General features: G+C 70.8%; 30 protein-coding genes. 15 read left to right on the top strand and 15 right to left on the bottom strand.

What is annotated here, in order from left to right; translation table 11 throughout:
• Nucleotides 1-22 precede the first annotated feature (22 nt).
• The 7 genes from AB0B45_RS32535 to AB0B45_RS32505 all read left to right on the top strand — a co-directional run bounded on the left by AB0B45_RS32535 (nucleotide 23) and on the right by AB0B45_RS32505 (nucleotide 6,243).
• A complete protein-coding gene (locus tag AB0B45_RS32535) occupies nucleotides 23-1,552 on the top strand; it encodes an endonuclease/exonuclease/phosphatase family protein (protein WP_358138394.1) in 1,530 nt (509 codons plus the stop codon).
• Nucleotides 1,553-1,615: 63 nt separating this feature from the next.
• Entirely contained in the window at nucleotides 1,616-1,918 is a 303-nt protein-coding gene (locus tag AB0B45_RS32530) for an urease subunit gamma (RefSeq protein WP_358138392.1), read from the top strand.
• The gene (locus AB0B45_RS32525; protein WP_358138390.1) at nucleotides 1,915-2,226 is read left to right on the top strand and encodes an urease subunit beta; all 312 of its coding nucleotides are present in this window, start codon (nucleotides 1,915-1,917) and stop codon (nucleotides 2,224-2,226) included. The genes AB0B45_RS32530 and AB0B45_RS32525 overlap by 4 nt, the downstream gene beginning before the upstream one ends.
• Nucleotides 2,219-3,916 (top strand): urease subunit alpha, encoded by a 1,698-nt coding sequence (locus AB0B45_RS32520; RefSeq protein ID WP_358138388.1) that lies wholly within the window; start codon nucleotides 2,219-2,221, stop codon nucleotides 3,914-3,916. Before AB0B45_RS32525 ends, AB0B45_RS32520 begins: the two co-directional genes overlap by 8 nt.
• Nucleotides 3,916-4,635, top strand: a complete 720-nt coding sequence (locus AB0B45_RS32515) for an urease accessory UreF family protein (RefSeq protein WP_358138386.1) — start codon at nucleotides 3,916-3,918, stop codon at nucleotides 4,633-4,635. The genes AB0B45_RS32520 and AB0B45_RS32515 overlap by 1 nt, the downstream gene beginning before the upstream one ends.
• A gap of 22 nt (nucleotides 4,636-4,657) precedes the next feature.
• On the top strand, nucleotides 4,658-5,329 hold the full coding sequence (gene ureG / locus AB0B45_RS32510; RefSeq protein WP_358138384.1) for an urease accessory protein UreG: 672 nt from the start codon (nucleotides 4,658-4,660) through the stop codon (nucleotides 5,327-5,329).
• Nucleotides 5,326-6,243 carry an urease accessory protein UreD gene (locus AB0B45_RS32505; protein ID WP_358138382.1) on the top strand — a complete coding sequence of 306 codons (918 nt, stop codon included), beginning with the start codon at nucleotides 5,326-5,328 and terminating at the stop codon, nucleotides 6,241-6,243. Before ureG ends, AB0B45_RS32505 begins: the two co-directional genes overlap by 4 nt.
• A gap of 165 nt (nucleotides 6,244-6,408) precedes the next feature.
• On the opposite strand, the gene AB0B45_RS32500 is transcribed toward AB0B45_RS32505, so the two are convergent.
• Entirely contained in the window at nucleotides 6,409-6,870 is a 462-nt protein-coding gene (locus AB0B45_RS32500; RefSeq protein WP_358138381.1) for a MarR family transcriptional regulator, read from the bottom strand.
• Between the two features lie 100 nt (nucleotides 6,871-6,970).
• Here AB0B45_RS32500 and AB0B45_RS32495 point away from each other — a divergent pair, with 100 nt between their 5' ends.
• Nucleotides 6,971-8,194 (top strand): MFS transporter, encoded by a 1,224-nt coding sequence (locus AB0B45_RS32495; protein ID WP_358138379.1) that lies wholly within the window; start codon nucleotides 6,971-6,973, stop codon nucleotides 8,192-8,194.
• Here AB0B45_RS32495 and AB0B45_RS32490 read toward each other — a convergent pair.
• A complete protein-coding gene (locus AB0B45_RS32490; RefSeq protein WP_358138377.1) occupies nucleotides 8,143-8,505 on the bottom strand; it encodes a DUF1304 domain-containing protein in 363 nt (120 codons plus the stop codon). The two genes, AB0B45_RS32495 and AB0B45_RS32490, sit on opposite strands and share 52 nt — an antisense overlap.
• Nucleotides 8,506-8,545: 40 nt before the next feature.
• On the opposite strand from AB0B45_RS32490, the gene AB0B45_RS32485 reads away from it, so the two are divergent.
• Entirely contained in the window at nucleotides 8,546-9,007 is a 462-nt protein-coding gene (locus AB0B45_RS32485) for a hypothetical protein (RefSeq protein ID WP_358138375.1), read from the top strand.
• 307 nt (nucleotides 9,008-9,314) lie between these two features.
• On the opposite strand, the gene era is transcribed toward AB0B45_RS32485, so the two are convergent.
• The 8 genes from era to AB0B45_RS32445 form a co-directional block, all read right to left on the bottom strand.
• Nucleotides 9,315-10,217 carry a GTPase Era gene (era, locus tag AB0B45_RS32480; protein WP_358138373.1) on the bottom strand — a complete coding sequence of 301 codons (903 nt, stop codon included), beginning with the start codon at nucleotides 10,215-10,217 and terminating at the stop codon, nucleotides 9,315-9,317.
• A gap of 14 nt (nucleotides 10,218-10,231) precedes the next feature.
• Nucleotides 10,232-10,714 carry an NUDIX domain-containing protein gene (locus AB0B45_RS32475; RefSeq protein WP_358138371.1) on the bottom strand — a complete coding sequence of 161 codons (483 nt, stop codon included), beginning with the start codon at nucleotides 10,712-10,714 and terminating at the stop codon, nucleotides 10,232-10,234.
• A 1-nt stretch (nucleotide 10,715) separates the two neighbouring features.
• Nucleotides 10,716-11,036: a cytidine deaminase gene (locus AB0B45_RS32470; RefSeq protein WP_358138369.1), complete on the bottom strand. Its 321-nt coding sequence runs from the start codon at nucleotides 11,034-11,036 to the stop codon at nucleotides 10,716-10,718.
• 9 nt (nucleotides 11,037-11,045) lie between these two features.
• A complete protein-coding gene (locus AB0B45_RS32465) occupies nucleotides 11,046-11,699 on the bottom strand; it encodes a hypothetical protein (RefSeq protein ID WP_358138367.1) in 654 nt (217 codons plus the stop codon).
• Nucleotides 11,700-12,079: 380 nt separating this feature from the next.
• Entirely contained in the window at nucleotides 12,080-13,372 is a 1,293-nt protein-coding gene (locus tag AB0B45_RS32460; protein WP_358138365.1) for a hemolysin family protein, read from the bottom strand.
• A complete protein-coding gene (gene ybeY / locus AB0B45_RS32455) occupies nucleotides 13,369-13,845 on the bottom strand; it encodes an rRNA maturation RNase YbeY (protein ID WP_358138363.1) in 477 nt (158 codons plus the stop codon). Before ybeY ends, AB0B45_RS32460 begins: the two co-directional genes overlap by 4 nt.
• 40 nt (nucleotides 13,846-13,885) lie before the next feature.
• The gene (locus AB0B45_RS32450; protein ID WP_358138361.1) at nucleotides 13,886-14,920 is read right to left on the bottom strand and encodes a PhoH family protein; all 1,035 of its coding nucleotides are present in this window, start codon (nucleotides 14,918-14,920) and stop codon (nucleotides 13,886-13,888) included.
• Nucleotides 14,921-15,010: 90 nt separating this feature from the next.
• A complete protein-coding gene (locus AB0B45_RS32445; protein WP_358138359.1) occupies nucleotides 15,011-15,355 on the bottom strand; it encodes a histidine triad nucleotide-binding protein in 345 nt (114 codons plus the stop codon).
• A gap of 300 nt (nucleotides 15,356-15,655) precedes the next feature.
• On the opposite strand from AB0B45_RS32445, the gene AB0B45_RS32440 reads away from it, so the two are divergent.
• Nucleotides 15,656-16,135, top strand: a complete 480-nt coding sequence (locus AB0B45_RS32440; RefSeq protein WP_183660508.1) for a SigE family RNA polymerase sigma factor — start codon at nucleotides 15,656-15,658, stop codon at nucleotides 16,133-16,135.
• Entirely contained in the window at nucleotides 16,132-16,749 is a 618-nt protein-coding gene (locus AB0B45_RS32435; protein ID WP_358138357.1) for a hypothetical protein, read from the top strand. Before AB0B45_RS32440 ends, AB0B45_RS32435 begins: the two co-directional genes overlap by 4 nt.
• A 2-nt stretch (nucleotides 16,750-16,751) precedes the next feature.
• On the opposite strand, the gene AB0B45_RS32430 is transcribed toward AB0B45_RS32435, so the two are convergent.
• The 3 genes from AB0B45_RS32430 to hrcA form a co-directional block, all read right to left on the bottom strand.
• Nucleotides 16,752-17,483 (bottom strand): 16S rRNA (uracil(1498)-N(3))-methyltransferase, encoded by a 732-nt coding sequence (locus AB0B45_RS32430; protein WP_358138355.1) that lies wholly within the window; start codon nucleotides 17,481-17,483, stop codon nucleotides 16,752-16,754.
• Between the two features lie 127 nt (nucleotides 17,484-17,610).
• Nucleotides 17,611-18,747: a molecular chaperone DnaJ gene (gene dnaJ, locus AB0B45_RS32425; RefSeq protein WP_358138353.1), complete on the bottom strand. Its 1,137-nt coding sequence runs from the start codon at nucleotides 18,745-18,747 to the stop codon at nucleotides 17,611-17,613.
• An 11-nt stretch (nucleotides 18,748-18,758) separates the two neighbouring features.
• Nucleotides 18,759-19,763 (bottom strand): heat-inducible transcriptional repressor HrcA, encoded by a 1,005-nt coding sequence (hrcA, locus tag AB0B45_RS32420; protein ID WP_358138351.1) that lies wholly within the window; start codon nucleotides 19,761-19,763, stop codon nucleotides 18,759-18,761.
• Between the two features lie 141 nt (nucleotides 19,764-19,904).
• Here hrcA and AB0B45_RS32415 point away from each other — a divergent pair, with 141 nt between their 5' ends.
• From AB0B45_RS32415 to AB0B45_RS32405, 3 genes are read left to right on the top strand one after another with little or no spacing between them, the layout of a single operon-like run.
• On the top strand, nucleotides 19,905-20,519 hold the full coding sequence (locus AB0B45_RS32415) for a hypothetical protein (RefSeq protein WP_358138349.1): 615 nt from the start codon (nucleotides 19,905-19,907) through the stop codon (nucleotides 20,517-20,519).
• On the top strand, nucleotides 20,506-21,315 hold the full coding sequence (locus AB0B45_RS32410; RefSeq protein ID WP_358138347.1) for a DUF3097 domain-containing protein: 810 nt from the start codon (nucleotides 20,506-20,508) through the stop codon (nucleotides 21,313-21,315). Before AB0B45_RS32415 ends, AB0B45_RS32410 begins: the two co-directional genes overlap by 14 nt.
• On the top strand, nucleotides 21,312-21,980 hold the full coding sequence (locus AB0B45_RS32405; protein ID WP_358138346.1) for a DUF4870 domain-containing protein: 669 nt from the start codon (nucleotides 21,312-21,314) through the stop codon (nucleotides 21,978-21,980). The genes AB0B45_RS32410 and AB0B45_RS32405 overlap by 4 nt, the downstream gene beginning before the upstream one ends.
• A 201-nt stretch (nucleotides 21,981-22,181) precedes the next feature.
• Here the strand turns inward: AB0B45_RS32405 and hemW are convergent, their stop codons facing one another.
• The gene (gene hemW, locus AB0B45_RS32400) at nucleotides 22,182-23,402 is read right to left on the bottom strand and encodes a radical SAM family heme chaperone HemW (protein WP_358138344.1); all 1,221 of its coding nucleotides are present in this window, start codon (nucleotides 23,400-23,402) and stop codon (nucleotides 22,182-22,184) included.
• Between the two features lie 123 nt (nucleotides 23,403-23,525).
• On the opposite strand from hemW, the gene AB0B45_RS32395 reads away from it, so the two are divergent.
• Nucleotides 23,526-24,773, top strand: coding sequence for a glycoside hydrolase family 18 protein (locus AB0B45_RS32395; RefSeq protein WP_358138342.1), 1,248 nt, complete (start codon nucleotides 23,526-23,528; stop codon nucleotides 24,771-24,773).
• A gap of 347 nt (nucleotides 24,774-25,120) precedes the next feature.
• Here AB0B45_RS32395 and AB0B45_RS32390 read toward each other — a convergent pair whose 3' ends face one another.
• The gene (locus AB0B45_RS32390) at nucleotides 25,121-25,429 is read right to left on the bottom strand and encodes a hypothetical protein (RefSeq protein WP_358138340.1); all 309 of its coding nucleotides are present in this window, start codon (nucleotides 25,427-25,429) and stop codon (nucleotides 25,121-25,123) included.
• Nucleotides 25,430-25,564 lie beyond the last annotated feature (135 nt).

The following is a 25,564-nucleotide window of genomic DNA, read 5'->3' as shown; positions in this document are numbered from 1 at the left end:
TCTGGTCATGGATGCTTCCTCCATGCGCAGGACTCTCTCCATCGCGGCCTCCCTCCTGGCCGCCGTCTCCCTCACCGCGGCCGCCCCAGACGGCACGCTGACCCCCGTCTCCGCCTCCGTGAAGGCGGGCGACCCCATCCAGCTCCGCTACTCCACCCCCGCGCCCGACCCGAAGAACTGGATCGGCCTCTACACCGACCCCGGCAACGGCCCTGTCGACCAGAAGTACGTCGGCCCCTCGCTGAAGTGGGTCTACGTTCCGCAGGGCAGCGGCACGGCCTCTCTCGACACCGACGGTCTCGAGCCGGGCAACTACGTCGCCTACGCGCTGGCCAAGGACGGCTACCAGTGGCTGGCCGATCCCGCCAAGCTGAGGATCGTGAGCAGCGAACCCCTTCACTTCGTCACCGGGTCGATCCCGCTGCGCAACGCCCGCGCGGGAAGCCCCTACAGCGCGACCGTCCACGGCCTGGTCAGGGGGGAGGCGACCGGCTTCCGCAAGGTCAGCGGGCCCGGCTGGCTCGACGTCGGCCAGGACGGCGCCATCACCGGCGCCCCGCCCGCCTCCGCCTCGGCCAAGACCGTCACCGCCACCGTCGAGGCCGCCAACGCCGCGGGCGAGACCGCAACCACCCAGGTCAGCGTGCAGGTCAGGCCGCCTGGCGCGCCACTCGTGCCCGAGCTGAAAGCGCTCAGCTGGAACCTGTGGCACGGCGGCACCCAGGTGCGCGGCGGCAGGGAGAAGCAGCTGAAGTTCCTGCTCGACCACGACATCGACGTGGTGGGCGTGCAGGAGAGCGAGGGCGGCTCGGCCAGGGACCTGGGCGAGGCGCTCGGCTGGGACTACCACCAGGCCGGCCCCGACGTCGGGGTCATCAGCCGCTACCCGATCACCTCGCGCGGCCCGCTGCCGTCGGAGTCGGGACTGCCCGCCTCCAACGTGAAGGTCAGGGTCGACGACCGGCGGGGCGGCGAGGTGGCGCTGTGGAACGTCCACCTCGGCTACACCCCCTACGGCCCCTACGACGCGTGCTTCGGCAAGTACCCGGTCGACAGGCTCATGGCCAGGGAGGCCGAGTCCGGCCGTACCGCGCAGATCGAGGGCGTCATCAAGGCGATGCAGGGCGACCTGGCCGCGTCCAGGCGCACCCCCGTCCTGCTCATGGGTGACTTCAACGCCCCGTCCCACCTCGACTGGACGCCCGCCGCGAAGAAGTGCGGCTACGACTCGGTGGCGTGGCCCACCTCCGTCGTCCCCGAGCGGGCCGGGCTGCAGGACTCCTTCCGCGTCGCCCACCCCGACCCCGTGGCCGAGCCCGGCACCACCTGGTCGCCGATCTACACCACGTTCACCGGCGGCTACGGGCACGACTCCCACAAGGGCGAGCCTGAGCCGCAGGACCGCATCGACTTCATCCACTACAAGGGCGGCCTGCGCGTCCGGAGCTCGGCCGCGGTCGTCGAGGGCACTCCCGCGCCGATCCCCGGCCACAAGGACAACGCCTGGACCTCCGACCACGCGGCGGTGGTGACGGTTTTCACACTCGAGTAGCCGGAAACCTGCCCGACACGGTCGCGCAACGCTCAGGAAACCGCGCGTTTCTAATGTCCGGCCATGCGGCTTACCCCACACGAGCAGGAACGCCTGCTCATCCATGTCGCCGCCGGGGTCGCGCGCGACCGGCGGGCCAGAGGCCTGCGGCTCAACCACCCCGAGGCCACGGCGCTCATCGCGTCGTTCCTGATGGAAGGGGCAAGAGACGGACGCACCGTCGCCGATCTGATGCAGGCGGGCCGGCAGGTGCTGGCCCGCTCCGACGTCATGGACGGCGTGCCGGAGATGCTCGACTCGGTGCAGGTCGAGGCCACCTTCCCGGACGGCACCAAGCTCGTCACCGTGCACAGGCCGATCCCGTGATCCCCGGCGAGTACGAGCACCCGGCGGGCGGCGTCCCGCTGAACCCCGGCAGGGACCGGCTGACCGTGCGCGTGGTCAACACCGCCGACCGCCCGATCCAGGTCGGCTCGCACTACCACTTCTCCGCCGCGAACCCCGGCCTGGACTTCGACAGGAAGGCGGCATGGGGCATGCGGCTCGACGTTCCCTCCGGCACCGCGATCAGGTTCGAGCCGGGTGTCGAACGCGACGTGACGCTGGTCCCGCTGGCGGGGCGGCGGATCGTGGCAGGGCTGCGTCCCGAGTGGGCGGGGCCGCTCGATGCCTGAGCTCTCCCGCGCCCGCTACGCGGCGCTGTACGGCCCTACCACGGGCGACAGGATCAGGCTCGCCGACACCGACCTGTTCATCGAGGTCACCGAGGACCGCTCCCTGGGCCCCGCGGGCGCCGGGGACGAGGCGGTGTTCGGCGGCGGCAAGGTGATCCGCGAGTCGATGGGCCAGTCCCGCGCCACCCGCGCGGAGGGCGCCGCCGACCTGGTCATCACCGGCGCCGTCATCCTCGACCACTGGGGCGTGATCAAGGCCGACGTCTCGGTCAGGGACGGCCGGATCGCCGCCATCGGCAAGGCGGGCAACCCCGACACCATGGACGGCGTCGACATCGTCATCGGCCCCTCGACGGAGATCCTCGCCGGCAACGGCAAGATCCTCACCGCCGGTGCCGTCGACTCCCACGTCCACCTGATCTGCCCGCAGATCCTCACCGAGGCGATCGGCTCGGGCGTCACCACCATCGTCGGCGGCGGCACGGGCCCCGTCGAGGGCAGCAAGGCCACCACGGTCACCGGCGCCTGGTACCTGCGCCACCTGCTGGAGTCGCTCGACTCCTTCCCGATCAACATCGCGCTGCTCGGCAAGGGCAACACGGTCAGCTCGGAGGGCCTGCTCGAACAGCTGCGCGCCGGCGCGTCCGGCTTCAAGCTGCACGAGGACTGGGGCACCACGCCGGCCGCGATCGACGCCTGCCTGACGGTCGCCGACGCGACGGGCGTGCAGGTGACGATCCACACCGACACGCTCAACGAGGCCGGGTTCGTCGAGTCGACGCTGAAGGCCATCGGCGACCGGATGATCCACGCCTACCACACCGAGGGCGCGGGCGGCGGGCACGCGCCCGACATCATCCGCGTGGCCGCCCATCGCAACGTCCTGCCCTCCTCCACGAACCCGACCAGGCCGCACACCGTCAACACGCTCGACGAGCACCTCGACATGCTCATGGTCTGCCACCACCTGAGCCCGTCGATCCCCGAGGACCTCGCCTTCGCCGAGTCGCGGATCAGGCCGTCCACCATGGCCGCCGAGGACGTCCTGCACGACATGGGCGCGATCTCGATGATCGGCTCGGACTCCCAGGCGATGGGCCGCGTCGGCGAGACGATCATCCGTACCTGGCAGACCGCGCACGTCATGAAGGGGCGCCGCGGCGGCATGGACGACAACCTTCGCGCCCGCCGCTACGTCGCCAAGTACACGATCTGCCCCGCCATCGCGCACGGGCTGGAGGCGGAGGTCGGCTCGGTCGAGGTGGGCAAGCTCGCCGACCTCGTGCTGTGGGACCCCGCCTTCTTCGGGGTGAAGCCGACGCTCGTGCTCAAGGGCGGCGTCGTCGCGTGGGCGCAGATGGGCGACGCCAACGCCTCCATCCCCACGCCACAGCCGGTCATGCCCAGGCCGATGTTCGGCGCCGCCCCCGTGACGGCCGCCGCCACCTCCGTGCACTTCGTCTCCCCTCTCGCACTGGAGGCCCGCCTGGCCGACCGGCTGAATGTGGGCCGCCGCCTGGTCCCCGTCGCCGACGTACGGCGGCGCGGCAAGGACGCCATGCCGCTCAACGACGCGCTGCCCAGGATCGAGGTGTCGCCCGACACCTTCGAGGTGCGGGTCGACGGAGAGCTGATCGAGCCCGCGCCGGCCGTGGAGTTGCCCATGGCGCAGCGCTACTTCCTGTTCTGATGAACGCCGCCGCCCTCCTGCTCCTGGCCGACTCGCGGCTGCCCGCCGGTGGTCACGCGCACTCCGGAGGCACGGAACAGGCCGTCAGGACGGGGGCCGTGCACGACGTGGCGTCCCTGCGCGCCTTCCTCGTGGGCCGCCTGCGCACGACGGGCCTGGTCGCAGCGGCCCTGACCGCCGCCGCATGCCGTACGGCGGGCGCCGGCCCCGCGGACGGAACAGCGGGCGCCGGCCCCGCGGACGGCACGGCGGGCGTGCCAGGTGACCCGTTGAGCTGGGCCGAGCTCGATGCCGAGGCCGACGCGGTCACCGCCTCGCCTGCCCAGCGGGACGCGGCCAGGCACCAGGGCAGGCTCCTGCTCCGGGTGGCCAGACGGATCTGGCCGTCGCAGCCGCTGGAGGCGCTGGCGCTGGCCGTACCGCACCCGCACCATCCCGTCGCCCTCGGCGCGGCGGCGCACGCGGCGGGCGTGCCACCCGAGGACGCCGCCACGGCGGCGGCCTACCACGCGGTGTCCGGGCCGGCCACAGCGGCGGTGCGGCTGCTCGGCCTCGACCCGGTCGAGGTGCATCGCCTGCTCGCCGGCCTGGCGCCGGACCTGGAGTCCGTCGCCGAAAGGGCGGCGCGCGCCGACCCGCTCCCCGCGCCGTCCGCTCCCGCGCTCGACCTGCTCGCCGAGCGGCACGCGCAGGCCGGCCAACGTCTGTTCGTCTCATGACACCGCGACAGAGAGGACCCGCATGGGCGCCGACCACGAGGACCACCATCACGCACCCGACGGCCACGGCCGCGCCCTGCGCCTGGGCATCGGCGGGCCGGTGGGCAGCGGGAAGACCGCACTGGTGGCGGCGCTGTGCCGCACGCTCGGACCGGGGCTGCGCCTCGGCGTGGTGACCAACGACATCTACACCACCGAGGACGCCGAATTCCTGCGCAGGGCGGGCGTGCTCGACCCCGAACGTATCCTCGCCGTCGAGACGGGATGCTGCCCGCACACCGCGATCCGCGACGACATCGCCGCGAACCTCGACGCGGTGGAGACGCTGGAGGAACGGTTCGGGCCGCTCGACCTGGTGATCGTGGAGAGCGGAGGCGACAACCTGACGGCGACGTTCAGCAGGGGGCTGGCCGACAGGCAGATCTTCGTCCTGGACGTCTCCGGCGGGGACAAGGTGCCGCGCAAGGGCGGTCCTGGAGTGACCGCCGCCGACCTGCTCGTGGTCAACAAGACCGACCTCGCTCCCCTCGTGGGCGCCGACCTGGGCGTGATGGAGCGCGACGCGGCCGCCGTACGGGAGGGCAGACCCGTGGTCTTCACCTCCATCAGGCAGGACGGCGGCGCGGCCGAGGTCGCCGCGTGGGTGGCCGAGCAGGTCCACGAGTGGGCGCACGATCACGCCCCCGTCGGATGATGGTCGCCGCCTTGCCCGGCCGGCGGGCCATGCACGCCCGCGCCGTCGTGGCGACCGCCCGGGCCGGTGGGCAGACCATCCTGCCCGTGCTGCGCTCGGCCCCGCCGCTCACGCTGCGCCAGACCGGGCCGCACACCGTACACCTGGTCTCCACGGCGGCGGGCCCGCTCGGCGGCGACCGCTTCGAGCTGGAGCTCGACGTCGCCCCCCACACCCGCCTGGAGGTCGGCTCGATCGCCGGCACGCTGGTGCTGCCGGGCCGGGGCGAGTCGCTTTCGGTGATCACGGCGAGGGTCGGCGAGGGCGCCACACTGTCCTTCGCGCCCGAACCGACCGTCCTGGCCGCCGGTTGCTCGCACCGGATGGTAGTACTGCTCTCGCTGGCCGAGGGCGCGCGCGTGCGCTGGCGCGAGGAGATCGTCTTCGGCCGGTACGGCGAGGCGCCTGGCCGCTGTCACGCCAGGTTCGACGCCACGGTGGAGGGGCGGCCGCTGCTACGCCAGGAGTTCGCCGTCGGAGATCCCGCGTTCGACTCCTCCCCCGCCGTCTACGGATCGGCCCGCTGCGTCGGCACCCTGTTCCTCGCCGCTCCCCCACTCCCGCCCTCCGCCCCGCCCCCGGCCGGCGCAGAAGCCCCGCCTTCCGGGAAAGCCCCACCCCCGGCTCGCGGAGAAGCCCCGCCTTCCGAGGAAGCCCTGCCCCCGGCTCGTGGGGAAGCCCTGCTCTTGACTCGTGGGGAAGTCCCGCCCGGGCACCGTGAAGGTGTCGGTCCGCCGCGCGGGAACGCCGTCGTCGGGGAGGGCGTGGCTGTCCTCCCGCTGGCCGGGCCGGGCACCCTGGTCTCCGCGCTGGCCGCCGACGCCGTCGAGCTGCGCCGCCGCCTGGAGTGGGGCGAGGCCCAGGCCACCTGGTGACGGCCGCACCACGTTGAGGGCCGGTCACCTGGAGACCGGCCAGGCCGAGCCGAGGCCTCGGTCGCCTGGAGACCGATCACACCGAACCGAGATCTCGGTCATCTGGAGACCGGCCCGCCGTACCGACGTCCTGGTCGCCTGGTAAGCGGGCCGCCGTACCGCGATTCACGCGGAGGTGGGCACCTGGGGCCAGCTGGAGTCGAGGGCGCGCACGGCGGCCACCAGCGGCGCCAGCTCCGGCTGGCGCTCCGCCTCGTCCAGCGCCTCGGCCAGCGCCGCGTCGTTGGTCGGCTGTGCCTTGGCCAGCAGCTCGTGCCCCGCGGGCGTCACGTCGGTGTAGATGCCCCGCCGGTCGGTCGCGCACAGGTAGCGCGACAGCAGCCCGCGGTCCTCCAGCCTGGTCACCAGCCGGGTGGTGGCGCTCTGGCTGAGCCCGACGGCGTCGGCGAGCTGGTTCATCATCAGGTGCCCGCCCTCGCCCGGGTGCTGCCCGCTGAGCAGCAGCAGCGCCGAGAACTCGCGCACGCTCAGACCATGGGCGGCCTGCAGCGCGCGCTCGATGTGCGCGTCGATCCTGTCGTGCAGCGCCGACAGCGTGCACCAGCTCTGCGCCAGAAGGTTCCGCATGACTCCAGGATACCTCCCGTGTGCAATATAAGGCGCTTGCATTATCCGGCGTCTGCAACTATTGTGGGCGCGTTCCATTCTTCTAGTCGGGGGATCTGTCATGCCCATCGCACTCCTGGCCCTCGCCATCGGCGCCTTCGGGATCGGGACGACCGAGTTCGTCATCATGGGGCTGCTGCCCCAGGTCGCCGCGGAATACGGCGTCTCCATCCCCACCGCCGGATACCTGGCCTCGGGATACGCCGTGGGTGTCCTCATCGGGGCTCCGCTCATGACGATCCTGGGCACCCGCGTCTCGCGCAAGACCATGCTCATGGCCCTCATGGGCATCTTCGTCGCGGGCAACCTGCTCTCGGCGGTCGCGCCCGCCTTCGGCCTCATGCTGGCGGGACGGATCGTCACCTCCCTGGCCCACGGCGCCTTCTTCGGCATCGGCTCAGTGGTGGCCGCCAACCTCGTCGCCCCGCAGAAGCGGGCCAGCGCGATCGCGCTGATGTTCACCGGGCTCACACTGGCCAACGTCGTCGGCGTGCCGCTCGGCACCCTGCTCGGCCAGCAGACCAGCTGGCGCCTCACCTTCGCCGCCGTCGCCGCGCTCGGCGTCCTCGCGGTGATCGGCGTCGCCCTGCTCATCCCCGCCGACGAGGCGCCCTCCGCCGCCAACAAGCTCGTCCATGGGGAGCGAGGTCTCATCCGCCGGGAGCTGGCCGCCTTCCGCGACGTGCAGGTGCTGCTGGCCATGGCCATGACCGTGCTCGGCTTCGGCGGCGTCTTCGCCGCGATCACCTACATCGCGCCAATGATGACCGAGGCCGCGGGCTTCGCCGAGTCCGGCGTCACCTGGATCCTGGTGCTGCTCGGCGTCGGCATGGTGATCGGCAACCTGGTCGGCGGGCGCCTGGCCGACCGGGCGCTGATGCCGCTGCTCCACGTCTCGCTCGCGGCGGTCGCCGTGGTGCTCGCGCTGTTCACCTTCGCCGCCTACTCGCAGATCGCCGCGGCCGTCGCCGTCGTGCTGATCGGCCTGCTGGGCTTCGCGACCGTGCCGCCGCTGCAGAAGCGGGTGCTCGACCTCGCCTCTGGCGCGCCGACGCTCGCCTCCGCCGTCAACGTCGGCGCCTTCAACCTGGGCAACGCGCTGGCCGCGTGGCTGGGCGGGCTGGTCATCTCCGGCGGGTTCGGCATCACCGCCCCCAACTGGGTGGGCGCGCTCATGGCGGGCTCGGCGCTCGCGCTGGCCGTGATCTCGGGACTGCTGGAGCGCAGGCGGGCTCAGCGCCCGATCAGCACGACAGCAAGCGTCACGACCGCCGGAACGGTCTGAACGAAGAGGATCTTCCTGCTCGCGGTGGCCGCGCCGTACAGGCCGGCCACCGCCACGCAGCTCAGGAAGAACACCTTCGCCTGGAAGCCCACGGGGTCGGCAGCCACCAGGCTCCAGATCAGCCCCGCCGCGAGGAAGCCGTTGTAGAGGCCCTGGTTAGCCGCCAGGGCCTTCGTCTGCTCGGCGAACTCCCTGGTCATACCGAAGGCCTTCCGCGCCCGCGGCGTCGTCCACAGGAACATCTCCAGAACCAGGATGTAGACGTGAAGCAGCGCGACGGCCGCCACCAGGATGTTCGCCAGGACGCTCACATGATCAGTCTCCCACGCCCTTGCGGCGTATCGTGAGGGCGTGGCCGACACTCTCGCACGCCCCAGCAGGCGCGGCGTCGCCGTCGCCGTGGTCCTCGCGGGCCTGCTCCTCGCCCTGTCAGCGCTGTTCCCGTGGGCGGGCATCGACGCCAGGCTGGAGGTGCTGGGGGCGGGTGTCAGCCAGGACGTGCGCGGCGTCGACGACCCGTTCGGGGTCTACACGCTCGTCGCGGGCCTGGCCGCCGCCGCCCTCGGGGTCGCGGGCCTGCTGCGCGGCCGGCTGATGACCGCGCTCGCCGCGCTGCCCGGCGTGGCCGCGGCCGTGCTGCTGGTGATGTACGTGGCCGACCCGCGCGGCATCGCCGACCGCGTGTCGGTGGACCTCGGCGTGCTGTCGATCGAGCCGGGACTACGGCTCGGCTGGTTCGCCGCCCTGGCCGCCGCGCTCGCCGTCACCGCCCTGGCACTGCTCGCCCTGACCCGCCCGCACACCCCGCGCTGACCCGCTCACGCCCCCGGGCTGACCCGCACGCGCACCCCGGGCTGCGCCGCCCGTGCGCCCCGCATTGACCCGTCCGCGCGCCTCACGCCGGCCTGTCCAGGCCAACGACGGGCGCCGTGACGGCGGGGACCGGAGTCCTGCTGGGCGCGCGCCTTCGACGGACGGCACCCCACGCGGACGGAGGCGCCGAGCCCGGCGTGCCGTACAGGATGCCCTCGATCGGACAAGCCCCCACACACACGGATGGCCTCGGCCGGACAGCCCCGCAGCGCACGGATGGCCTCGGCCGGACAGCCCCCGCGCGGCCTCAGTCGTAGAAGCCCAGTCTGCGCAGTTGCTTCGGGTCGCGCTGCCAGTCCTTGGCGACGCTGATGCGCAGGTCGAGGTAGACGCGCGTGCCGAGCAGCGCCTCGATCTGCTTGCGGGCCCTGGTGCCGACCTCGCGCAGTCGCTCGCCCTTGTGCCCGATGACGATCGCCTTCTGCGATGGACGCTCGACGAACATGTGCGCGTAGATGTCGAGCAGGTCGTCGCGCCCCTCCCGCGGCAGCATCTCGTCGACCACGACGGCGATCGAGTGGGGCAGCTCGTCGCGCACGCCTTCGAGCGCCGCCTCCCTGATCAGCTCGCCCACCAGCACCTGCTCGGGCTCGTCGGTGAGCTGCCCGCCCTCGTACAGCGGCGGCGACTCCGGCAGCTCCGAGATCAGCACGGTGCCCAGCGCGTCGAGGTTGTCGCCGTTGTCGGCCGACACGGGCACGACGTGCGCGAACTCGGCCAGCTGCGACACCGCCAGCAGCTGCTCGGCGATCTGCTCCCTGGACGCGAGATCGCACTTGGTGACCACGGCCACGACCGGCGTGCGCTTGACCGCGGCGAGCTTGTCGGCGATGAAGCGGTCGCCCTTGCCGATCGGCTCGTTGGCGGGCACGCAGAATCCGATGACGTCGACCTCGGTGAGCGTGGACAGCACCAGACTGTCGAGCCGCTCGCCGAGCAGCGTGCGCGGGCGGTGCAGGCCGGGGGTGTCGACGATGATCAGCTGCGCCTCGGGGCGGTGGACGATGCCCCTGATGACGCGCCTGGTGGTCTGCGGCTTGGAGGAGGTGATCGCCACCTTGGTGCCGACCAGGGCGTTCATCAGCGTGGACTTGCCGACGTTGGGGCGGCCGACGAAGCAGGCGAATCCGGCGCGATGGTTACTGGTCACCTAAGAATTCTCGCCTATGCCGACCAGCGCTCTCGCCACCAGGCGAAAGCCTGCGGCAGGACCCGCGGCGACCAGGCGGGCATCGACAGGCCCTCGAGCTCGGCCTCGGTGGCGAAGCGGGCCTCGATGATCTCCTCACCGTCGGGCGTGATCGTGCCGCCGACGAGCGCACAGCCGTAGACGGCGTTGACGTAGGACACCTGGTGACCGTTGGGATAGGTGGTGCGGAACTCGGGCCCGCCGAAGACGCCGATCAGGCCGCGCACCTCGATGTCGACGGCGAGCTCCTCGCGCAGCTCGCGCACCACCGTGTGCTCGGGGCGCTCGTCGGGGTCGATGCCGCCGCCCGGCGGCGCCCACATGCTCTTCTCGCCGGTGTGGCGGGCCACCAGCAGCCGTCCTTCGTCGTCGAAGACGCAGCCGGTGGCGGCAGGGAGCATCAGCAGGCTGTTGCCGACCAGCTTGCGTAGGTCGGCGAGGAACGGCGACATGGCCATGTCAGCTCCTGAGCGTGCCGTCGGGCCCCGCCACGTACAGCGCCTTGGCGCCCAGCTCGCGGACCACCGCCTCGTCGATCTCGCTCGCGCCCTCGCCCTCGGTGACCAGCGCCGCCGCCTCGAGCGACTGCGCGCCGCTGGAGACTGCCATGGCCACGGCCACCTGCACGGCCGACAGCGTCAGCGAGGCGAGGGCGACGTTGGTCGCGGAGTAGGTGCGGCCCGTCTCGTCGCGCACCGCCGCGCCCTCCCGCGCGCCGTTGCGCGCCCTGGTCGCGCGCGCCAGCGTGATGATCTTGGAGTCTTCGGCATCGAGAGTCACGAGCCAAGGTTAGCGAGCCAGCTCGACGAACGTCTTGGCGAGCTCCGCCGTCCGGTGGACGTCGACCGTGCCCAGGCCCGTGTGCACCACAGAGAGGAGCTTGTCGCCTTCGCGGACGAACACCACGTCGAGCGCGTAGGGGTAGCCGTTCAGCCGCCCGCGCAGCTGCCTGCTGACCACGTCGCCGTCCAGGTCGGGAACCACGAGCGGCGACGACCTCAGCCGCGTGGCCTTCCCCGGCTGAGCCGCCACCATCCTGGGGCAGCGGTCCATGGCCCTGCCGAGCTCGCCCAGGTGCCATCCGGCCTGCGCCGACCCGTAGACGGCCACCCCGACCGCGGCCACCTCGCCGAGCACGTCACCCTGGTAGCTGGCCGCCGCGTGCGCCTCCAGCGACCGCACCGGCGGGCGTCCGCTCGCCGTCTGGAAGGCGGCCATGCAGCTGGGGCCCATCTTGGGGAACGGCGCGTGCCACGCCTCGCGCGTCTTGACGGAGAAGCCGTCGGGCAGGGCGGGCTGCTCGCGCAGGAGCCGCCGCAGCCTGGCGCTCTCCTCGGTGGCCGCCGACTCCGCGTAAGGGCGCCGCTCGCCGCAGCCGACCAGGCTCGTCGCCAGCAGCCCGCAGGCCATGGCGGCGAGCGCCACTCTGATGATCAGCTTCATGATCTCCCCCGATGATCGCTCAGCCGACGGCATTTCTGCCCCGTCGACGAATACGGCAATCCACCGGAGTCGCCAATTCAGTGCGTGTTACCGCAAACCATTTCAGCAGGCGGCAAACAAGCGAGGGTGCTCTCACCCGGTTCAACCCGGGCGAGAGCACCCTGCACGAAATGCAACGCCTGGCCGCGGTTAGCAGGCCGGGCGTCGCGTTTCCCCCCGGAGCCCCTCCGCGCCGCGAACCCCTTCCGGCACTTCGGAGACCCCCTTGTGACACCCACCGCACAGGGTGTCGAGAAACATCGTGGACGGGGGTCCTTGCAAGATGCTTGTAGAACACTTGCGGCTTTGGTGACGTCTGCGCCGTCTTGCGATGACCGGGGTCAGTCCTGCTCGGCGGCCGCGACGACGGCCTCGTCCTCGGGCGGCGTGACGCGCCGGACGACCACCGTGCCGATCCGGTTGCGCCGCCCCGCCAGGCTCTCGGCGGTCAGCCGCAGCCCCGCCACCACCGCCTCCGACCCGGCGATCGGCACCCGCCCCAGCGCGTGCGCGAGCAGCCCGCCCACCGTCTCCACGTCGTCGACGTCGATCTCGGTACCGAACAGCTCGGCCAGCTCGTCGACCGGCATCCTGGCCGTCACCCGCATCGCCCCGTCGGGCTGGGTCTCGACGCGGGGTGCCTCCTGGTCGTACTCGTCGGTGATCTCGCCGACGATCTCCTCGAGGATGTCCTCGATGGTGACCAGGCCCGCCGTGCCGCCGTACTCGTCGATGACGATCGCCAGGTGGATCTGGCGCGCCTGCATCTCCCGCAGCAGCTGGTCGATCGGCTTGCTCTCGGGCACGTACGTGGCCGGCCGCATGATCGACTCGACCTTCGCGCCGGCGTCGTCGGACGACTCCTGCACCCGCCGCGCGATGTCCTTGAGGTAGGCGATGCCGATGACGTCGTCCTCGTTCTCACCGACCACGGGCACGCGGGAGAAGCCGCTGCGCAACGCCAGCGAGAGCGCCTGGTTGAGCGTCTTGCCCCGTTCGATGAAGACCATGTCGGTACGGGGCACCATGACCTCGCGCACCAGGGTGTCGCCGAGCTCGAACACCGAGTGGATCATCTCGCGCTCGTCGGGCTCGATCACCCTGCGCTCCTCGGCCAGGTCGACCAGGTCGCGCAGCTCGGCCTCGGAGGTGAAGGGCCCGTCGCGGAACCCCTTGCCGGGCGTCAGCGCGTTGCCCAGCAGGATCAGCAGCTTGGGCAGCGGCCCGAAGATCCTGGTCAGGCCGTACACGATGGGGGCGCTGGCCAGCGCGATGGGTTCGGCGTGCTGGCGGCCGAGCGTGCGCGGCGAGACGCCGACGATGACGTAGCTGACCACGATCATGACGGCGGCCGCGGCGGCGTAGGCCGAACCCCGGTCGCCGAGCAGGTCGATGAACAGCAGCGTGGCGATCACCGTGGCGACCAGCTCGCAGCTCAGCCTCAGAAGGAGGAGCAGGTTGAGGTAGCGGGGCGGGTCGGCGACGACGGCCTGCAGCCGCGCCGCCCCTCTGCGTCCTTCACGCACGAACTCCTCCGCACGCACCCGGGAAATGCGGGACAGGGCCGTTTCCGCACTGGCGATCAAACCGCCGATCACCACGAGAACGACGGCCGAGGGCAGCCACGCGTTCACCGCTGGGTGCGCACCTCCCGCCACGACTCCAGGAGCTTGGCCTGCAGGCCGAACATCTCCTTGTGCTCCTCCGGCTCGGCGTGGTCGTAGCCGAGCAGGTGCAGGATGCCGTGGGTGAGCAGCAGGTCGAGCTCGTCCTGCGTGCTGTGACCCGCGGTGGCGGCTTGTTTGGCCGCCACCTGCGGGCACAGCACGACGTCGCCGAGGAGCGCGGGGTCGGTGGCGCCGTCGCCGTCGCCCCGCGCGCCACCGCCGGGGCGCAGCTCGTCCATCGGGAAGGACAGCACGTCGGTGGGGCCTGGCTCGCCCATCCACTTCTCGTGCAGGTCTGCCATGGGCCCCTCCTCGACCACCAGGATCGACAGCTCGGCCAGGGGGTTGATGCCCATCTCCTGCAGCACGTGCCCGGCGAGGGCGGCGAACCCCTGTTCGTCGACCTCGACCCCGGACTCGTTGTTGACCTCGATACTCATGCGATCACCTCGATCACGCGAGTGAAGCCCCCGAAGTCGCTCATGGCCGCTTCCCCCGCCGCTGCTGGTGGATCTGCTTCGGCTCCTGGAGCGCGTCGTAGCGCCCGTAGGCGTCGACGATGTCGCTGACCAGCTTGTGACGCACCACGTCGGAGCTGGTCAGCCGCGCGAAGTGGATGTCGGGGATGCCGTCGAGGATCTCCTGCACCACGCGCAGGCCGCTGACCGTGCCGCTGGGCAGGTCGACCTGGGTGACGTCACCGGTCACGACGATCTTGGAGTTGAAGCCCAGACGCGTCAGGAACATCTTCATCTGCTCGGCCGAGGAGTTCTGTGCCTCGTCGAGGATGATGAAGGCGTCGTTGAGCGTGCGACCGCGCATGTACGCCAGCGGCGCGACCTCGATCGTCCCCGCGGCCATCAGCTTGGGGATGGACTCGGGGTCGAGCATGTCGTGCAGCGCGTCGTACAGCGGGCGCAGGTAGGGGTCGATCTTCTCGTAGAGCGTGCCCGGCAGGAAGCCGAGCCGCTCCCCCGCCTCCACGGCGGGCCTGGTCAGGATGATCCGGTTGACCTTCTTCTCCTGAAGCGCGCGTACGGCCTTCGCCATGGCGAGATAGGTCTTGCCGGTGCCGGCGGGGCCGATGCCGAACACGACCGTGTACTTGTCGATCGCGTCGACGTAGCGCTTCTGGTTGACGGTCTTGGGCCGGATGGTGCGCCCGCGCGAGGAGAGGATGTCGAGCGACAACACCTCAGCGGGGCGTTCGGAGGTCATCTTCAGCATGGCGATGCTGCGCTCGACGGCGTCGGCGGTCAGGTCGCCGCCGCTGCGCAGCACCTCCACCAACTCCTCGAACAGGCGCACGACCGCGCCGCTCTCGTCGGGGCTGCCGGTGACGGTGATCTCGTTGCCACGGACGTGGATGTCGGCGCGGAAAGCGCCCTCGATGACGCGCAGCAACTCGTCGCGAGAGCCAAGGAGGCTGACCATCGGGTATTCGTCCGGAATCAGCACCTTTGCCTGAGTGCGCGAGGGTGGTGCCGTTCTGCGGGATTCGTTTAGTTCGGACATGGGCAGGCCTGCCGGCCTGATGCCTCCCGGTCTCGGTCGGGTGTTCTCACTTCATGGTAGCCGGGCACCCCCACCTGGTTCGCGTCAATATCAGCCGGGCGGCCAGTTGAGCCCACGACCGCCGAGAACGTGCGCGTGCACATGGAAAACGGTCTGGCCCGCGCCGGCTCCCGTATTGAAGACCACGCGGTAGCCGCTTTCGGCCACGCCCTCCTGCACGGCCACGGCATGGGTGGCCTTGAGCACGTCGTCGGCCAGGCCGTCGTCGGCCTCGGCCAGCGCGGCCGCGTTGGCGTGGTGAGCCTTCGGGATCACCAGGACGTGCGTGGGCGCCTGCGGATTGATGTCGCGAAAGGCCAGCGTCCTGTCGGTCTCGTAAACGATCTCGGCAGGAATCTCCTTGGCCACGATCTTGCAGAAGAGACAGTCGGTCACGCCGGAACCCTATCGTCACTCAAGAGAAAGGAGGTGACCCGCTGTTGCCAATCGGTAATCCGTCATACCGTGCGTACAAAGATCCCCGCGGTTAGGGTGTCTGTGCGACAATCCACCGGAAACTAAGACGATTCAGGGTCGGGCGAGACCACCTGGCGAGGACACGACTGGGTCATGCCCCCTAAGGAACCGCAGGAGCGTAAACCCTCCGGGAAGGCTGAGCGTCCCACTGATGTGACCACCGAAACCCTTCTGGCCGACAGGTCGTTAGGGGCGGTGCCGGTCGGGTGGGATGCCGACATGGCCGTGACTGCGCTCTACAGTGCACACTTTCGGTCATTGGTGCGTCTCGCTGTGTTGCTGGTACGCGACATAGCAACCGCGGAGGAAGTCGTGCAGGACGCGTTTGTCGCCATCCATGGCGCCTGGCGCAGGCTTCGCGACCCCGACAAAGCACTCGCCTACCTACGTCAGTCTGTCGTCAACCGGTCCCGTTCCGTGCTGCGTCACCGCGCGGTCGTCGAAAAGTATGCTCCCAAGGGTCTGCCCGACGCCCCGAGCGCCGAGAACGGCGCGATCGGCGAGCTTGAGCGCTCGGCGGTCATCGAGGCGCTGCGGGCCCTGCCTGCGCGACAGAGAGAGGCGCTCGTTCTTCGTTATTACGGTGACCTGTCCGAGGCCGAGATCGCCCATGCCATGGGCATCAGCAAGGGTGCCGTCAAGAGCCACACGGCTCGTGGCATGGCCGCCCTGCGTTCCGTTCTGGAGAAGATGTCATGACCCTGCCGCCCGACGAGCACGGCGAGATCCTGCGCCGGGTGCTGCGCGCGGAGGCGGACGCGGTCGTGCCGTCTCCCGAGGGTTTGGAGATCATCCGCGCCCGCATCGAAAGGCGCGGGCTACGGGGACTCTTCTGGTTGCGGGCGGGCGCCGCGGCGGCGGGCGCGGTCCTCGTGGCAGGGACGATCGTGATGGTCGTCCCCGACCTCCGCAACATGGTGATCGTCCCCGCGGTCCCCGTCGACAACATCACCGAACTGCCGCCTGACATCTCCTCGACCACCCGCCCGCCTTCCAAGCTGCCGCCGACGAAGCGGAGCCAGCCCGCCGTGCCGCCGCCTCCCGTGACCAGCGTGCCGCCCACCGAGACGTCGGAGACGCACGCGCCGAGCAAGAAGGCACCGACGCCGACGCCCACCCCGACCCCGTGCGCGAAGGGCAGCTCGCAGCCGCCGCAGGAGTGCGCCGACGGCACCCCGTCGCCCTCACCGTCGGCCACCCCGTCGGAGACGGTGGAGAACCCCGACAATCCCGACTGCGGCGTCGACCAGTGCCCGCCTGAGGACCCCGCGCCCACGCCGAGCGAGATCGCCAGTCCGCTGTCCAGCCCCTAGGGCTACCAGCGTCCCGTGCGCGCCTGCACGACCGCGGCCGCCGCGACCCCGGCCGTCGAGGTCCGCAGCACCGTCGGCCCCAGCAACGTGGGTACGGCCTTCGCCGCCGTGAACCTGTCGAGCTCGTCCCGCGCGATCCCGCCCTCGGGCCCCACCACGAGGACGATGTCGCCCGTCGCGGGCAGCTCGACCGTCGCCAGCCCCTCCTCGGCCTCCTCGTGCAGCACCAGCGCCAGCGCCGCGTCCGCGAGCAGCTCGGCCACCTGCGCCGTCGAGTGCTGGGGTGTGACCGTGGCGGCGTGGAACCTGCGGGCCTGCTTGCCCGCCTCCCTGGCCGTCGCCTGCCACTTCGCCAGGGACTTGGCCGCCCTGTCGCCCTTCCACTGCGTGACGCTGCGCGAGGCCGACCACGGGACGATCACGTCCACGCCCGCCTCGGTCATCATCTCGACGGCCAGCTCGCCCCTGTCGCCCTTGGGCAGCCCCTGCACCACGACGAGGCGCGGCGAGGGCGCGGGCACCTCGAAGCGGCGCAGCACCTGCACCCGCAACGAGTCCTTGAGCACCTCAACGGCCACACACTCGGCGACCGACCCGGCCCCGTCGGTCAGGTCGACCCGCTCTCCTTGACGGATGCGCCGCACGGCCGCGGCGTGTCGCCCCTCGGCGCCGCCGAGGACGAACTCCGCACGGCCGAAGTCCGAGGCGTCGGCGAGGAACACGGGCACGGTCACAGCAGCCTCCCCCTAGGCGGGCGACGTGACGGCGGCCGGCCGGAGTCCCGCTGGCGCAGCGTGATGGACGGGCCCCGGCCACGTGACCGCGGTGGGGCCGAGCCGGCCTGCCGTAGCAGAAGATGATCTAACGGCCGTTGAAGGCATCTCTCAGCCTGGAGAAGAACCCTTGCTGGCCGGGGGCGAACTTGCCCGGCGGGCGCTCCTCGCCGCGCAGCTTGGACAGCTCGCGCAGCAGGTCCTCCTGCGACTGGTCGAGGCGGGTGGGCGTCTCCACGTTGACGTGGATCAGCAGGTCGCCGCGGCCGGTCTCGTTGAGACGCTGGACGCCCCTGCCGTACATCGTGATGACCTGCCCGGACTGTGTGCCCGGCCGGACGTCGATCTCCTCCGCGCCGTCGAGCGTCTGGACGGTCAGCGACGTGCCGAGGGCCGCCGCGGTCATCGGGATCTGGACCGTGCAGTGGAGGTCGTCGCCGCGCCGCTCGAAGATCTCGTGCGGCTTCTCGACGATCTCCAGGAACAGGTCTCCAGGAGGGCCGCCGCCGGGGCCGACCTCGCCCTCGCCGGCGAGCTGGATGTGGGTGCCGTCCTCGACGCCCGCGGGGATGCGGACCTTGATCGTACGGCGGGTGCGGACCCTGCCGTCGCCCGAGCACTCCTGGCAGGGGTGCCTGATGATCGAGCCGAACCCGCCGCACTGCGGGCACGGCCTCGAGGTCATGACCTGGCCCAGGAAGGACCTGGTGACCTGGGAGATCTCACCGCGCCCCTGGCACATGTCACAGGTGTCGGGATGCGTGCCAGGAGCGGCGCCCGAACCCGAGCACACCTCGCACAGCACCGCGGTGTCGACGTTGAGCTCCCTGGTGGTGCCGAACGCCGACTCACGCAGGTCGAGCTCGACCCTGATCGTGGCGTTGCGCCCCCTCCTGGCGCGCGAGCGGGGGCCTCGAGCCCCGCCGGCCGAGCCGAAGAAGGCGTCCATGATGTCGCTGAAGGGGAAGCCCGCGCCGAATCCGCCGGCTCCGGCGCCCGCGCCCGCCCCCGCGAAGGGGTCGGCACCCAGGTCGTACATCTGCCGCTTGTTGGGATCGGACAGGACCTCGTAGGCCTGCGTGATCTCCTTGAAGCGCTCCTGCGTCGCAGGATCGGGGTTCACGTCGGGGTGCAGCTCGCGAGCCAGGCGACGATATGCCTTCTTGATCTCGTCCTGACTGGCGTCACGGCGGACCCCGAGGGTGCCGTAGTAGTCGTTTGCCACTTATCGACCTCTTATGAAGCAGCCAGGATCTGGCTGACGTAGCGTGCCACCGCGCGCACAGCGCCCATCGTCACGGGGTAGTCCATCCGGGTGGGACCGAGCACGCCGAGGCGGGCCCCCGAACCGTACCCTGTGGCGACGAGGGAGGTGCCACGCAGTCCTGTGTAGGGGTTTTCCGAGCCGATCCTGACGGTGAGCGTGGTCGGCATGTCGGAGGTCTCGCCGAGCAGGCGCATCAGCACGACCTGCTCCTCCAGCGCCTCGAGCACGTCGCGCAGGCCCGTGGTGAAGTCGGCGCCCGCCAGATTGGCCGCGCCGGCGAAGACGATCTTCTCGTCGTGCCGCTCGACGAGGGTCTCCAGCAGCACCGACAGGATCGTCGCCGCGGCCGGCCGGTCCTCGACGGGCAGCCGTTCAGGAAGGTCGGAGATCTGGTCGGGCACCTGGTTGAGCCCGCAGCCGTCGAGGCAGGCGTTGAGCACCGCGCGCAGATGCGCGATCCTCGACTCCTCGATCGTCTCCGGCAGCTCGATGACCCGCTGCTCGACCCTGCCGGTGTTCGTGATCAGCACGAACATCACCCGCCTGTCGGTCAGCGGCACCAGCTCCAGGTGACGGACCGTCGACTGCGAGAGCGCCGGGTACTGCACCACCGCGACCTGCCTGGTCAGCTGCGCCAGCAATCTGACCGTGCGGGTGACCACGTCGTCGAGGTCGACCGCACCGGCGAGGAACGTCTCGATCGCCCTGCGCTCAGCGCTCGACAGCGGTTTGATCTGCGAGAGCTTGTCGACGAAGAGCCGGTAGCCCTTGTCCGTCGGCACCCGTCCCGCGCTGGTGTGGGGCTGGGCGATGTAGCCCTGCTCCTCCAGCGCGGCCATGTCGTTCCTGACCGTGGCCGGAGAGACGTTGAGATTGTGGCGCTCGGCCAGCGCCTTGGAGCCCACCGGTTCGTTGGTGGACACGTAGTCCTCGACAATGGCGCGGAGCACCGCAAGCTTCCGATCATCGAGCACGTGCTCACCTCCCTGCCTGTGAAGGAAACGACAGGTCTAGCACTCTGTGTTCCCGAGTGCCAAGTGTACGGCTCTCACCCACAAGGTGCGATAACACACCGAGTCAAGCCGACTGCAAGCCGCAGGTCGACAATAGTGGGCATGACCGACGTTCGACCGCCGTACCGGCAGGACCCGAGGTACGGCGCCTACGCTCCACCTCCTGACCCGAGGCAGATCAGGCCGCGTGCCTGGTGGATCGCGGTGGTCTGGGTGCTGGCGTTACTGACGGCGGTCAGCGGTGTCGTCGGGTTCGCCTCGGGCATGCGTTCCACCCTGCAGGAGCTGGTTCCCGCCAGGCCCTTCGCCCCCGGCGAACCGGTCACGGTGCCGATCGACCCGGCCGACCAGCCGGGGCTCTTCCTGTCGAGCCGGCGGCCCGTCCACTACTCGTGCGAGATCCACGGCGGCGACCTGGCAGAGCCGAACGGCAGGCAGACCGTCAACGAGTGGAAGCTCATCCAGCTGATCGACGTGCCGGAGAAGGGCGAGTACGAGGTCTACTGCGACATCGAGGAGGACGCCCACGCGCTGTTCGGCGTCGGCCGCCAGGTCACCGCGGCGACAGCCGAGATCGCCGGCAGCGTCGTCGTGCTGCTGGCCGTGCCGGGCGCGGGCATCCTGTTCGCGATCATCATGACGATCGCGATCCTCGTGCGCAGGAGCAACGCGCGCAGGAACGGCGATTTGCTACGGTCCCCCCATGTACGAGCGTGACGTGCTTGCGGGAAACTGGCGGCGCCCGGGTAAGGGGAAGATCCCGACCGTGCCGGCCGAACGCGACCTGGTCGTCGAGGACGCCGACAGCGGGTTCTGCGGCGCGGTGGTGGCCTGCGACAAGGAGGCCGTCACGCTCGAGGACCGCTTCGGCAAGCGGCGCCTGTTCCCGCTGGCGCCCGCCGCCTTCCTGCTGGACGGCAGGCCCGTGACACTGGTACGGCCGGCCGCTCCCGCCGCCACGGGTCCGCGTCGCAGCGCCTCGGGTTCGGTCGCCGTCGAGGGCCTGCGCGCGCGGGTGGCCAGGGAGAGCCGCATCTACGTCGAGGGCGTGCACGACGCGGCGCTCGTGGAGAAGATCTGGGGCCACGACCTGCGCGTCGAGGGCGTAGTGGTGGAGTACCTGGAGGGCGTGGACGACCTGCCCTCGATCGTGTCCGAGTTCGGTCCAGGGCCTGAGCGCAAGCTCGGCGTGCTGGTCGACCATCTGGTTCCCGGCTCGAAGGAGAGCCGTATCGCCGCTCAGGTGACCTCGCCGCACGTGCTGGTCGTCGGGCACCCCTTCGTCGACATCTGGCAGGCGGTCAAGCCCTCCGTGCTGCGCATTCCCGCGTGGCCGCAGGTGCCGCGCGGGCTGCCGTGGAAGGAGGGCGTGATCGCCGCGCTGGGCTGGGGGCTCGAACCCGCCGACGCGTGGCGCAGGATCCTCGGTGCGGTGTCCACATATGCCGACCTCGAGCCTTCGCTGCTCGGCAGGGTCGAAGAGCTGATCGACTTCGTGACGGAGACAGGATGAGCGAGAACTTCCCGCAACCGCCCGATGGTGACGCCACCAGGCGCGTCGAGCGTTCCGACCTGCCGGGCTCGGGCCCGCAGCAACCACCGGGCTACGGCCCGCCGCCCGGGGGCCAGCCGCCCTCTGGGGGCCACAACCAGCCCTCAGGGGGTTACGGCCAGCCGTCCGGCGGTTATGGCCCACCCTCCTCAGGAGGTTACGGCCCTCCTCAGGGCTATGGACCTCCTCAGGGCTACCCGCCTCCGCAGGGCTACCCGCCCCCGCAGGGTTACGGTCCGCAGCCTGGCTACGGTCCTCCCGGCTACCAGCGCCCGCCGTACACGCCAGGCCAGTACGGCCCCAGGCCGGGCAGCGACGACACCAACATGGCGATGCTGGCCCACCTGCTCGGCATCCTCACCGGCTTCGTCGGCCCGCTGATCCTGTACTTGGTCAAGCGTGACGAGTCCCCCTACGTCCGCGACCAGTCCGCGCAGGCGCTCAACTTCCAGATCACGGTGTTCATCGGCTACATCGTCTGCACCGTGCTGGCGTTCGTGCTGATCGGCTTCGTGCTGATGTTCGTGCTGTGGATCGCGGCGCTCGCCTTCGAGATCATCGCGGCCATGGCGGCGAACAGGGGCGAGAACCACCGCTACCCCGTCAACATCAACTTCGTCAGCTGACGGCCCTGAACCCGCAGTTGCCGCTGGCGGAGCCGGGCGTGTTCGCCGAGCGCGCCGCCACGCGGTAACGGGACCCGGCTCTGATCACCTCGCGCTCGCCCTCGTCCGGGCCACGCGGGTCCCTTGCCGGCGGCGAACCAGCTCGCGCCCCACTCTCCACGTTCCGCGGCGACGGCGAGGCCGAACACCGCGGGGAGCGCGTCAAATGGTCAGGTCACGGATCAGAGCGTCGGCCAGCAACCGCCCGCGCAGGGTGAGGACCATGCGCCCCGCCTTGAACGGCTCGGTCTCCAGCAGCCCGTCACCCAGCGCCCTGGCCACGACGGTGCGCGCGTCGCCCGCCACGTCGGCCAGCGGATAGCCGGAGACCAGCCTCAGCTCCAGCATCAGCCGCTCCACCTCGCGGTCGTCGGCGGCGAGCACCTCGCGTGCGTGCGCGGGCGAGGCGCCCGCCGCCAGGCGCTGCGCGTAGGCGGCCGGATGCTTGACATTCCACCAGCGGGTGCCGCCGACGTGGCTGTGTGCCCCCGGCCCGACCGCCCACCAGTCGCCGCCGGTCCAGTAGAGCAGGTTGTGCCGGCACCTGCCCGCGTCGGAGGTGGCCCAGTTCGACACCTCGTACCACTCGAAGCCCGCCTGCGACAGCATCTCATCGGCGATGAGGTAGCGGTCGGCCGCCACGTCGTCGTCGGGCATCGGCAGCTCGCCGCGCCTGATCCTGGCCGCCAGCCTGGTGCCGTCCTCGACGATCAGCGAGTAGGCGGAGACGTGGTCGGGCTCGGCCTCGATCGCCGCCCGCAGCGACGCCCGCCAGTCGTCGTCGCTCTCTCCGGGGGTGCTGTAGATCAGGTCCAGGTTGACGTGGTCGAACCCGGCCTTCTTCGCTTCCTGTACGGCCTGCGCCGCCCTCCCGGGGGTGTGGTGCCTGTCGAGGACCTTCAGCACGTGTTCCCTGGCGCTCTGCATTCCGAAGCTGACGCGATTGAAGTCGCCCTCGCGCAGCTTCTCCAGGTAGGCGGGGTCGACCGACTCGGGGTTGGCCTCGGTCGTCACCTCGGCACCCTCGGCCAGGCCGAACTCCTCGTCGATCGCGCGCAGGATCCTGGCCAGGTCGGTCGCGGGGAGCAGCGTGGGCGTGCCCCCGCCGAAGAACACGGTCTCGACGGGCAGCCCTGCGTCGCCGAGGACGCGGCGGGCCAGCCGTACCTCCTCGATGGCGGTGTCGGCGTAGTCGCGGTGGGAGGCGCCAGGGCCCAGCTCGGCGGCGGTGTAGGTGTTGAAGTCGCAGTAGCCGCAGCGGGTCACGCAGAAGGGCACGTGAACGTAGAAGCCGAAGGGGCGCTCGCCCAGGCCGTTCAGCGCGCTCGCGGGCAGTTCGCCCGACGCGGGCGCGGGATCGCCGTCGGGAAGGGTGGATGGCACGCTTCCAGTCTGCCGTGCGTCGCGGACCACCTTGTCCCCCCCATTGACGAGCCGATCGGGCGGGCCTACGATCCGGGTCAACTTTAAGGAAAGTTTCCTATAAGTGCGCCACTGGAGACGCCCGTGAAGAGAGCCCTCATCGTCCTGTCCTGCTTAGTCCTGGGTCTGACGGCAGTGGCGCTGCCCGCCGAGGCCCACGGCGGGTTCAAGCGAGTCGCCTACTTCATCCAATGGGGCGTCTACGGCAGGAACTTCCACGTCAAGGACATGGACGCCAGCGGCGCGGCCGCCAAGCTGACCCACGTCAACTACGCCTTCGGCTTCGTGGGCGCCGACGGCACCTGCGTCTCCGCCGACCCGTGGGCCGACTGGCAGCGCCCCGTGCCCGCCGAGCAGAGCGTGGACGGCGTCGCCGACGCCCCAGGCCAGGCGCTCAACGGCAACCTCAACCAGCTGCGCAAGCTCAAGGCCAAGCACCCCGGGCTGCGTGTCCTGCTCTCCCTCGGCGGCTGGACGGGCTCCCGCTCCTTCTCCGACGCCGTCCTCACCCCCGAAGCGCGCGCCAAGCTCGCCACCTCCTGCGTCGACATGTGGCTCAAGGGCAACCTGCCTGGACTCGAGGCGGGCGCCGGCGCGGGCGTGTTCGACGGCCTCGACCTCGACTGGGAGTGGCCGGGCTCCGAGGGCTCGCCGGGCAACGTGATCAGGCCGGAGGACAAGCGGAACTTCACGCTCTTCCTGGCCGAGCTCAGGTCGCGGATGAACGCGCACTCCCGCTCCGCCGAGCTCACCGCCTTCCTCCCTGCCGCGGCGACGAAGATCGACGCCGGGTTCGAGGTGCGCAAGGTGTTCAAGCTGCTCGACTTCGCCACCGTCCAGGGGTACGACCTGCGCGGCTCATGGGAGGCGCAGACCGGGCACAACGGCAACCTCCTCACCGACCGCCGCGACCCGAACCCGGTGCGCTACAGCGTCGACCAGACCGTCCGCGACTACCTGTCGCGCGGCGCTCCCGCCAGGAAGATCGTGGTCGGCGTCCCCGCCTACGGCCAGGGCTGGACCGGGGTCACCGCCGGCGGCGACGGCCTGTACAAGCCCGCGACAGGGCCCGCGCCCGGCAAGTGGGCGGCCGGCACCGAGGACTACAAGGACCTGGTGGGCAAGCCTGGCAAGCGCTTCCGCGACCTGCGGACCGGCACGGTGTGGCTGTACGACGGGAACGAGTTCTGGTCGTACGACGATCCGGCGGTGCTGGCGCAGAAGGCGACCTACATCAGGCTGAAGGGGCTGGGCGGTTCGATGATGTGGTCCATCGACCAGGACGACGCCAGGGCCTCGCTCACCTCGGCTCTCTACCAGATCCTCCGCTGACCTTCCCCGCCTGCCGCGAGCATGCTGAGCGGCAGGCGGGGACCATGACTCGCGGGGACGGCGCAAGGGGTTCGCGCCGTCCCCGCGTCCTGGCGCCGGGCCTGCGTCCTCGTGCCGGGCCTGCCGTCACCTCCGCCGTCGACCTGGACCACCAACGACGGTGACCGCCGGCCGACGCGCACGGAGGCGCGCGTGCCTGTCTCCGCCGCCGAGATCATCGCGGGACATCGCCCGCAAACCCGCATAAAAGACTCACATCAACAACCTGTTCGCCAAGATCCAGGTCACCACCCGCGCGCAAGCCGTCGCCCACGCCTTCCGGCACGGACTGGTCCCCTGACCGAGCGTCAGCAGGCTGGCCGGTTCAGCAGCGACTCCTCGTCGAACTCGGCCAGTTGTAACAAGCTGTCAAGCGCGGCCCGCCGCATCTCCTCGACCGAGGCCCCTTTCTCCCCGAAACACTCCGCCGCCACATCGAGCACCGCCTCCACCACCGCCGAGTCGGGGTAAGGCACCTCCACGTGCACCCTCCCGTCGGTGCCCACCTCGCTCGGCGTGAAGTGCAGCCGCAGCAGCCGCCGGGTCTCCTCGGCCACCGCCACGCCCAGCATGGCGGCCTTGACGAACCGCTCGGACTCGGCGTTGTCGCCGTCCATGCCACCTCCATTGTCGGACACGTGTTCGATCAGTGGAGAAGCTACGGCACCGCACCGACAAATTCAGAAGGCCACCATGACGTCCAGACCGCCGTCTGGAAAGGGCCGGGCGTCGAGCACCGGGCCTTTCGCTTG

This window comes from Nonomuraea sp. NPDC049152, from assembly GCF_040648355.1.
In the GTDB taxonomy this organism is placed as follows: domain Bacteria; phylum Actinomycetota; class Actinomycetes; order Streptosporangiales; family Streptosporangiaceae; genus Nonomuraea.
The sequence above is the reverse complement of the archived record's forward strand: the minus strand, read 5'-3'. Positions and strand labels throughout refer to the sequence as shown.

What these genes read in the sequence shown, in the direction of transcription:
- AB0B45_RS32405 (WP_358138346.1), top strand. Translation starts at nt 21,312, where the DNA reads ATGAGCGAGAACTTCCCGCAACCGCCCGATGGTGACGCCACCAGGCGC.
- AB0B45_RS32415 (WP_358138349.1), top strand. Translation starts at nt 19,905, where the DNA reads ATGACCGACGTTCGACCGCCGTACCGGCAGGACCCGAGGTACGGCGCC.
- AB0B45_RS32440 (WP_183660508.1), top strand. Translation starts at nt 15,656, where the DNA reads ATGGCCGTGACTGCGCTCTACAGTGCACACTTTCGGTCATTGGTGCGT.
- AB0B45_RS32520 (WP_358138388.1), top strand. Translation starts at nt 2,219, where the DNA reads ATGCCTGAGCTCTCCCGCGCCCGCTACGCGGCGCTGTACGGCCCTACC.
- AB0B45_RS32500 (WP_358138381.1), bottom strand. Translation starts at nt 6,870, where the DNA reads ATGCGGAACCTTCTGGCGCAGAGCTGGTGCACGCTGTCGGCGCTGCAC.
- ybeY (WP_358138363.1), bottom strand. Translation starts at nt 13,845, where the DNA reads ATGAGTATCGAGGTCAACAACGAGTCCGGGGTCGAGGTCGACGAACAG.
- AB0B45_RS32390 (WP_358138340.1), bottom strand. Translation starts at nt 25,429, where the DNA reads ATGGACGGCGACAACGCCGAGTCCGAGCGGTTCGTCAAGGCCGCCATG.
- AB0B45_RS32435 (WP_358138357.1), top strand. Translation starts at nt 16,132, where the DNA reads ATGACCCTGCCGCCCGACGAGCACGGCGAGATCCTGCGCCGGGTGCTG.
- AB0B45_RS32465 (WP_358138367.1), bottom strand. Translation starts at nt 11,699, where the DNA reads ATGAAGCTGATCATCAGAGTGGCGCTCGCCGCCATGGCCTGCGGGCTG.
- ureG (WP_358138384.1), top strand. Translation starts at nt 4,658, where the DNA reads ATGGGCGCCGACCACGAGGACCACCATCACGCACCCGACGGCCACGGC.
- AB0B45_RS32450 (WP_358138361.1), bottom strand. Translation starts at nt 14,920, where the DNA reads ATGTCCGAACTAAACGAATCCCGCAGAACGGCACCACCCTCGCGCACT.
- AB0B45_RS32505 (WP_358138382.1), top strand. Translation starts at nt 5,326, where the DNA reads ATGATGGTCGCCGCCTTGCCCGGCCGGCGGGCCATGCACGCCCGCGCC.
- AB0B45_RS32495 (WP_358138379.1), top strand. Translation starts at nt 6,971, where the DNA reads ATGCCCATCGCACTCCTGGCCCTCGCCATCGGCGCCTTCGGGATCGGG.
- AB0B45_RS32530 (WP_358138392.1), top strand. Translation starts at nt 1,616, where the DNA reads ATGCGGCTTACCCCACACGAGCAGGAACGCCTGCTCATCCATGTCGCC.
- AB0B45_RS32410 (WP_358138347.1), top strand. Translation starts at nt 20,506, where the DNA reads ATGTACGAGCGTGACGTGCTTGCGGGAAACTGGCGGCGCCCGGGTAAG.
- AB0B45_RS32535 (WP_358138394.1), top strand. Translation starts at nt 23, where the DNA reads ATGCGCAGGACTCTCTCCATCGCGGCCTCCCTCCTGGCCGCCGTCTCC.
- AB0B45_RS32515 (WP_358138386.1), top strand. Translation starts at nt 3,916, where the DNA reads ATGAACGCCGCCGCCCTCCTGCTCCTGGCCGACTCGCGGCTGCCCGCC.
- AB0B45_RS32475 (WP_358138371.1), bottom strand. Translation starts at nt 10,714, where the DNA reads ATGGCCATGTCGCCGTTCCTCGCCGACCTACGCAAGCTGGTCGGCAAC.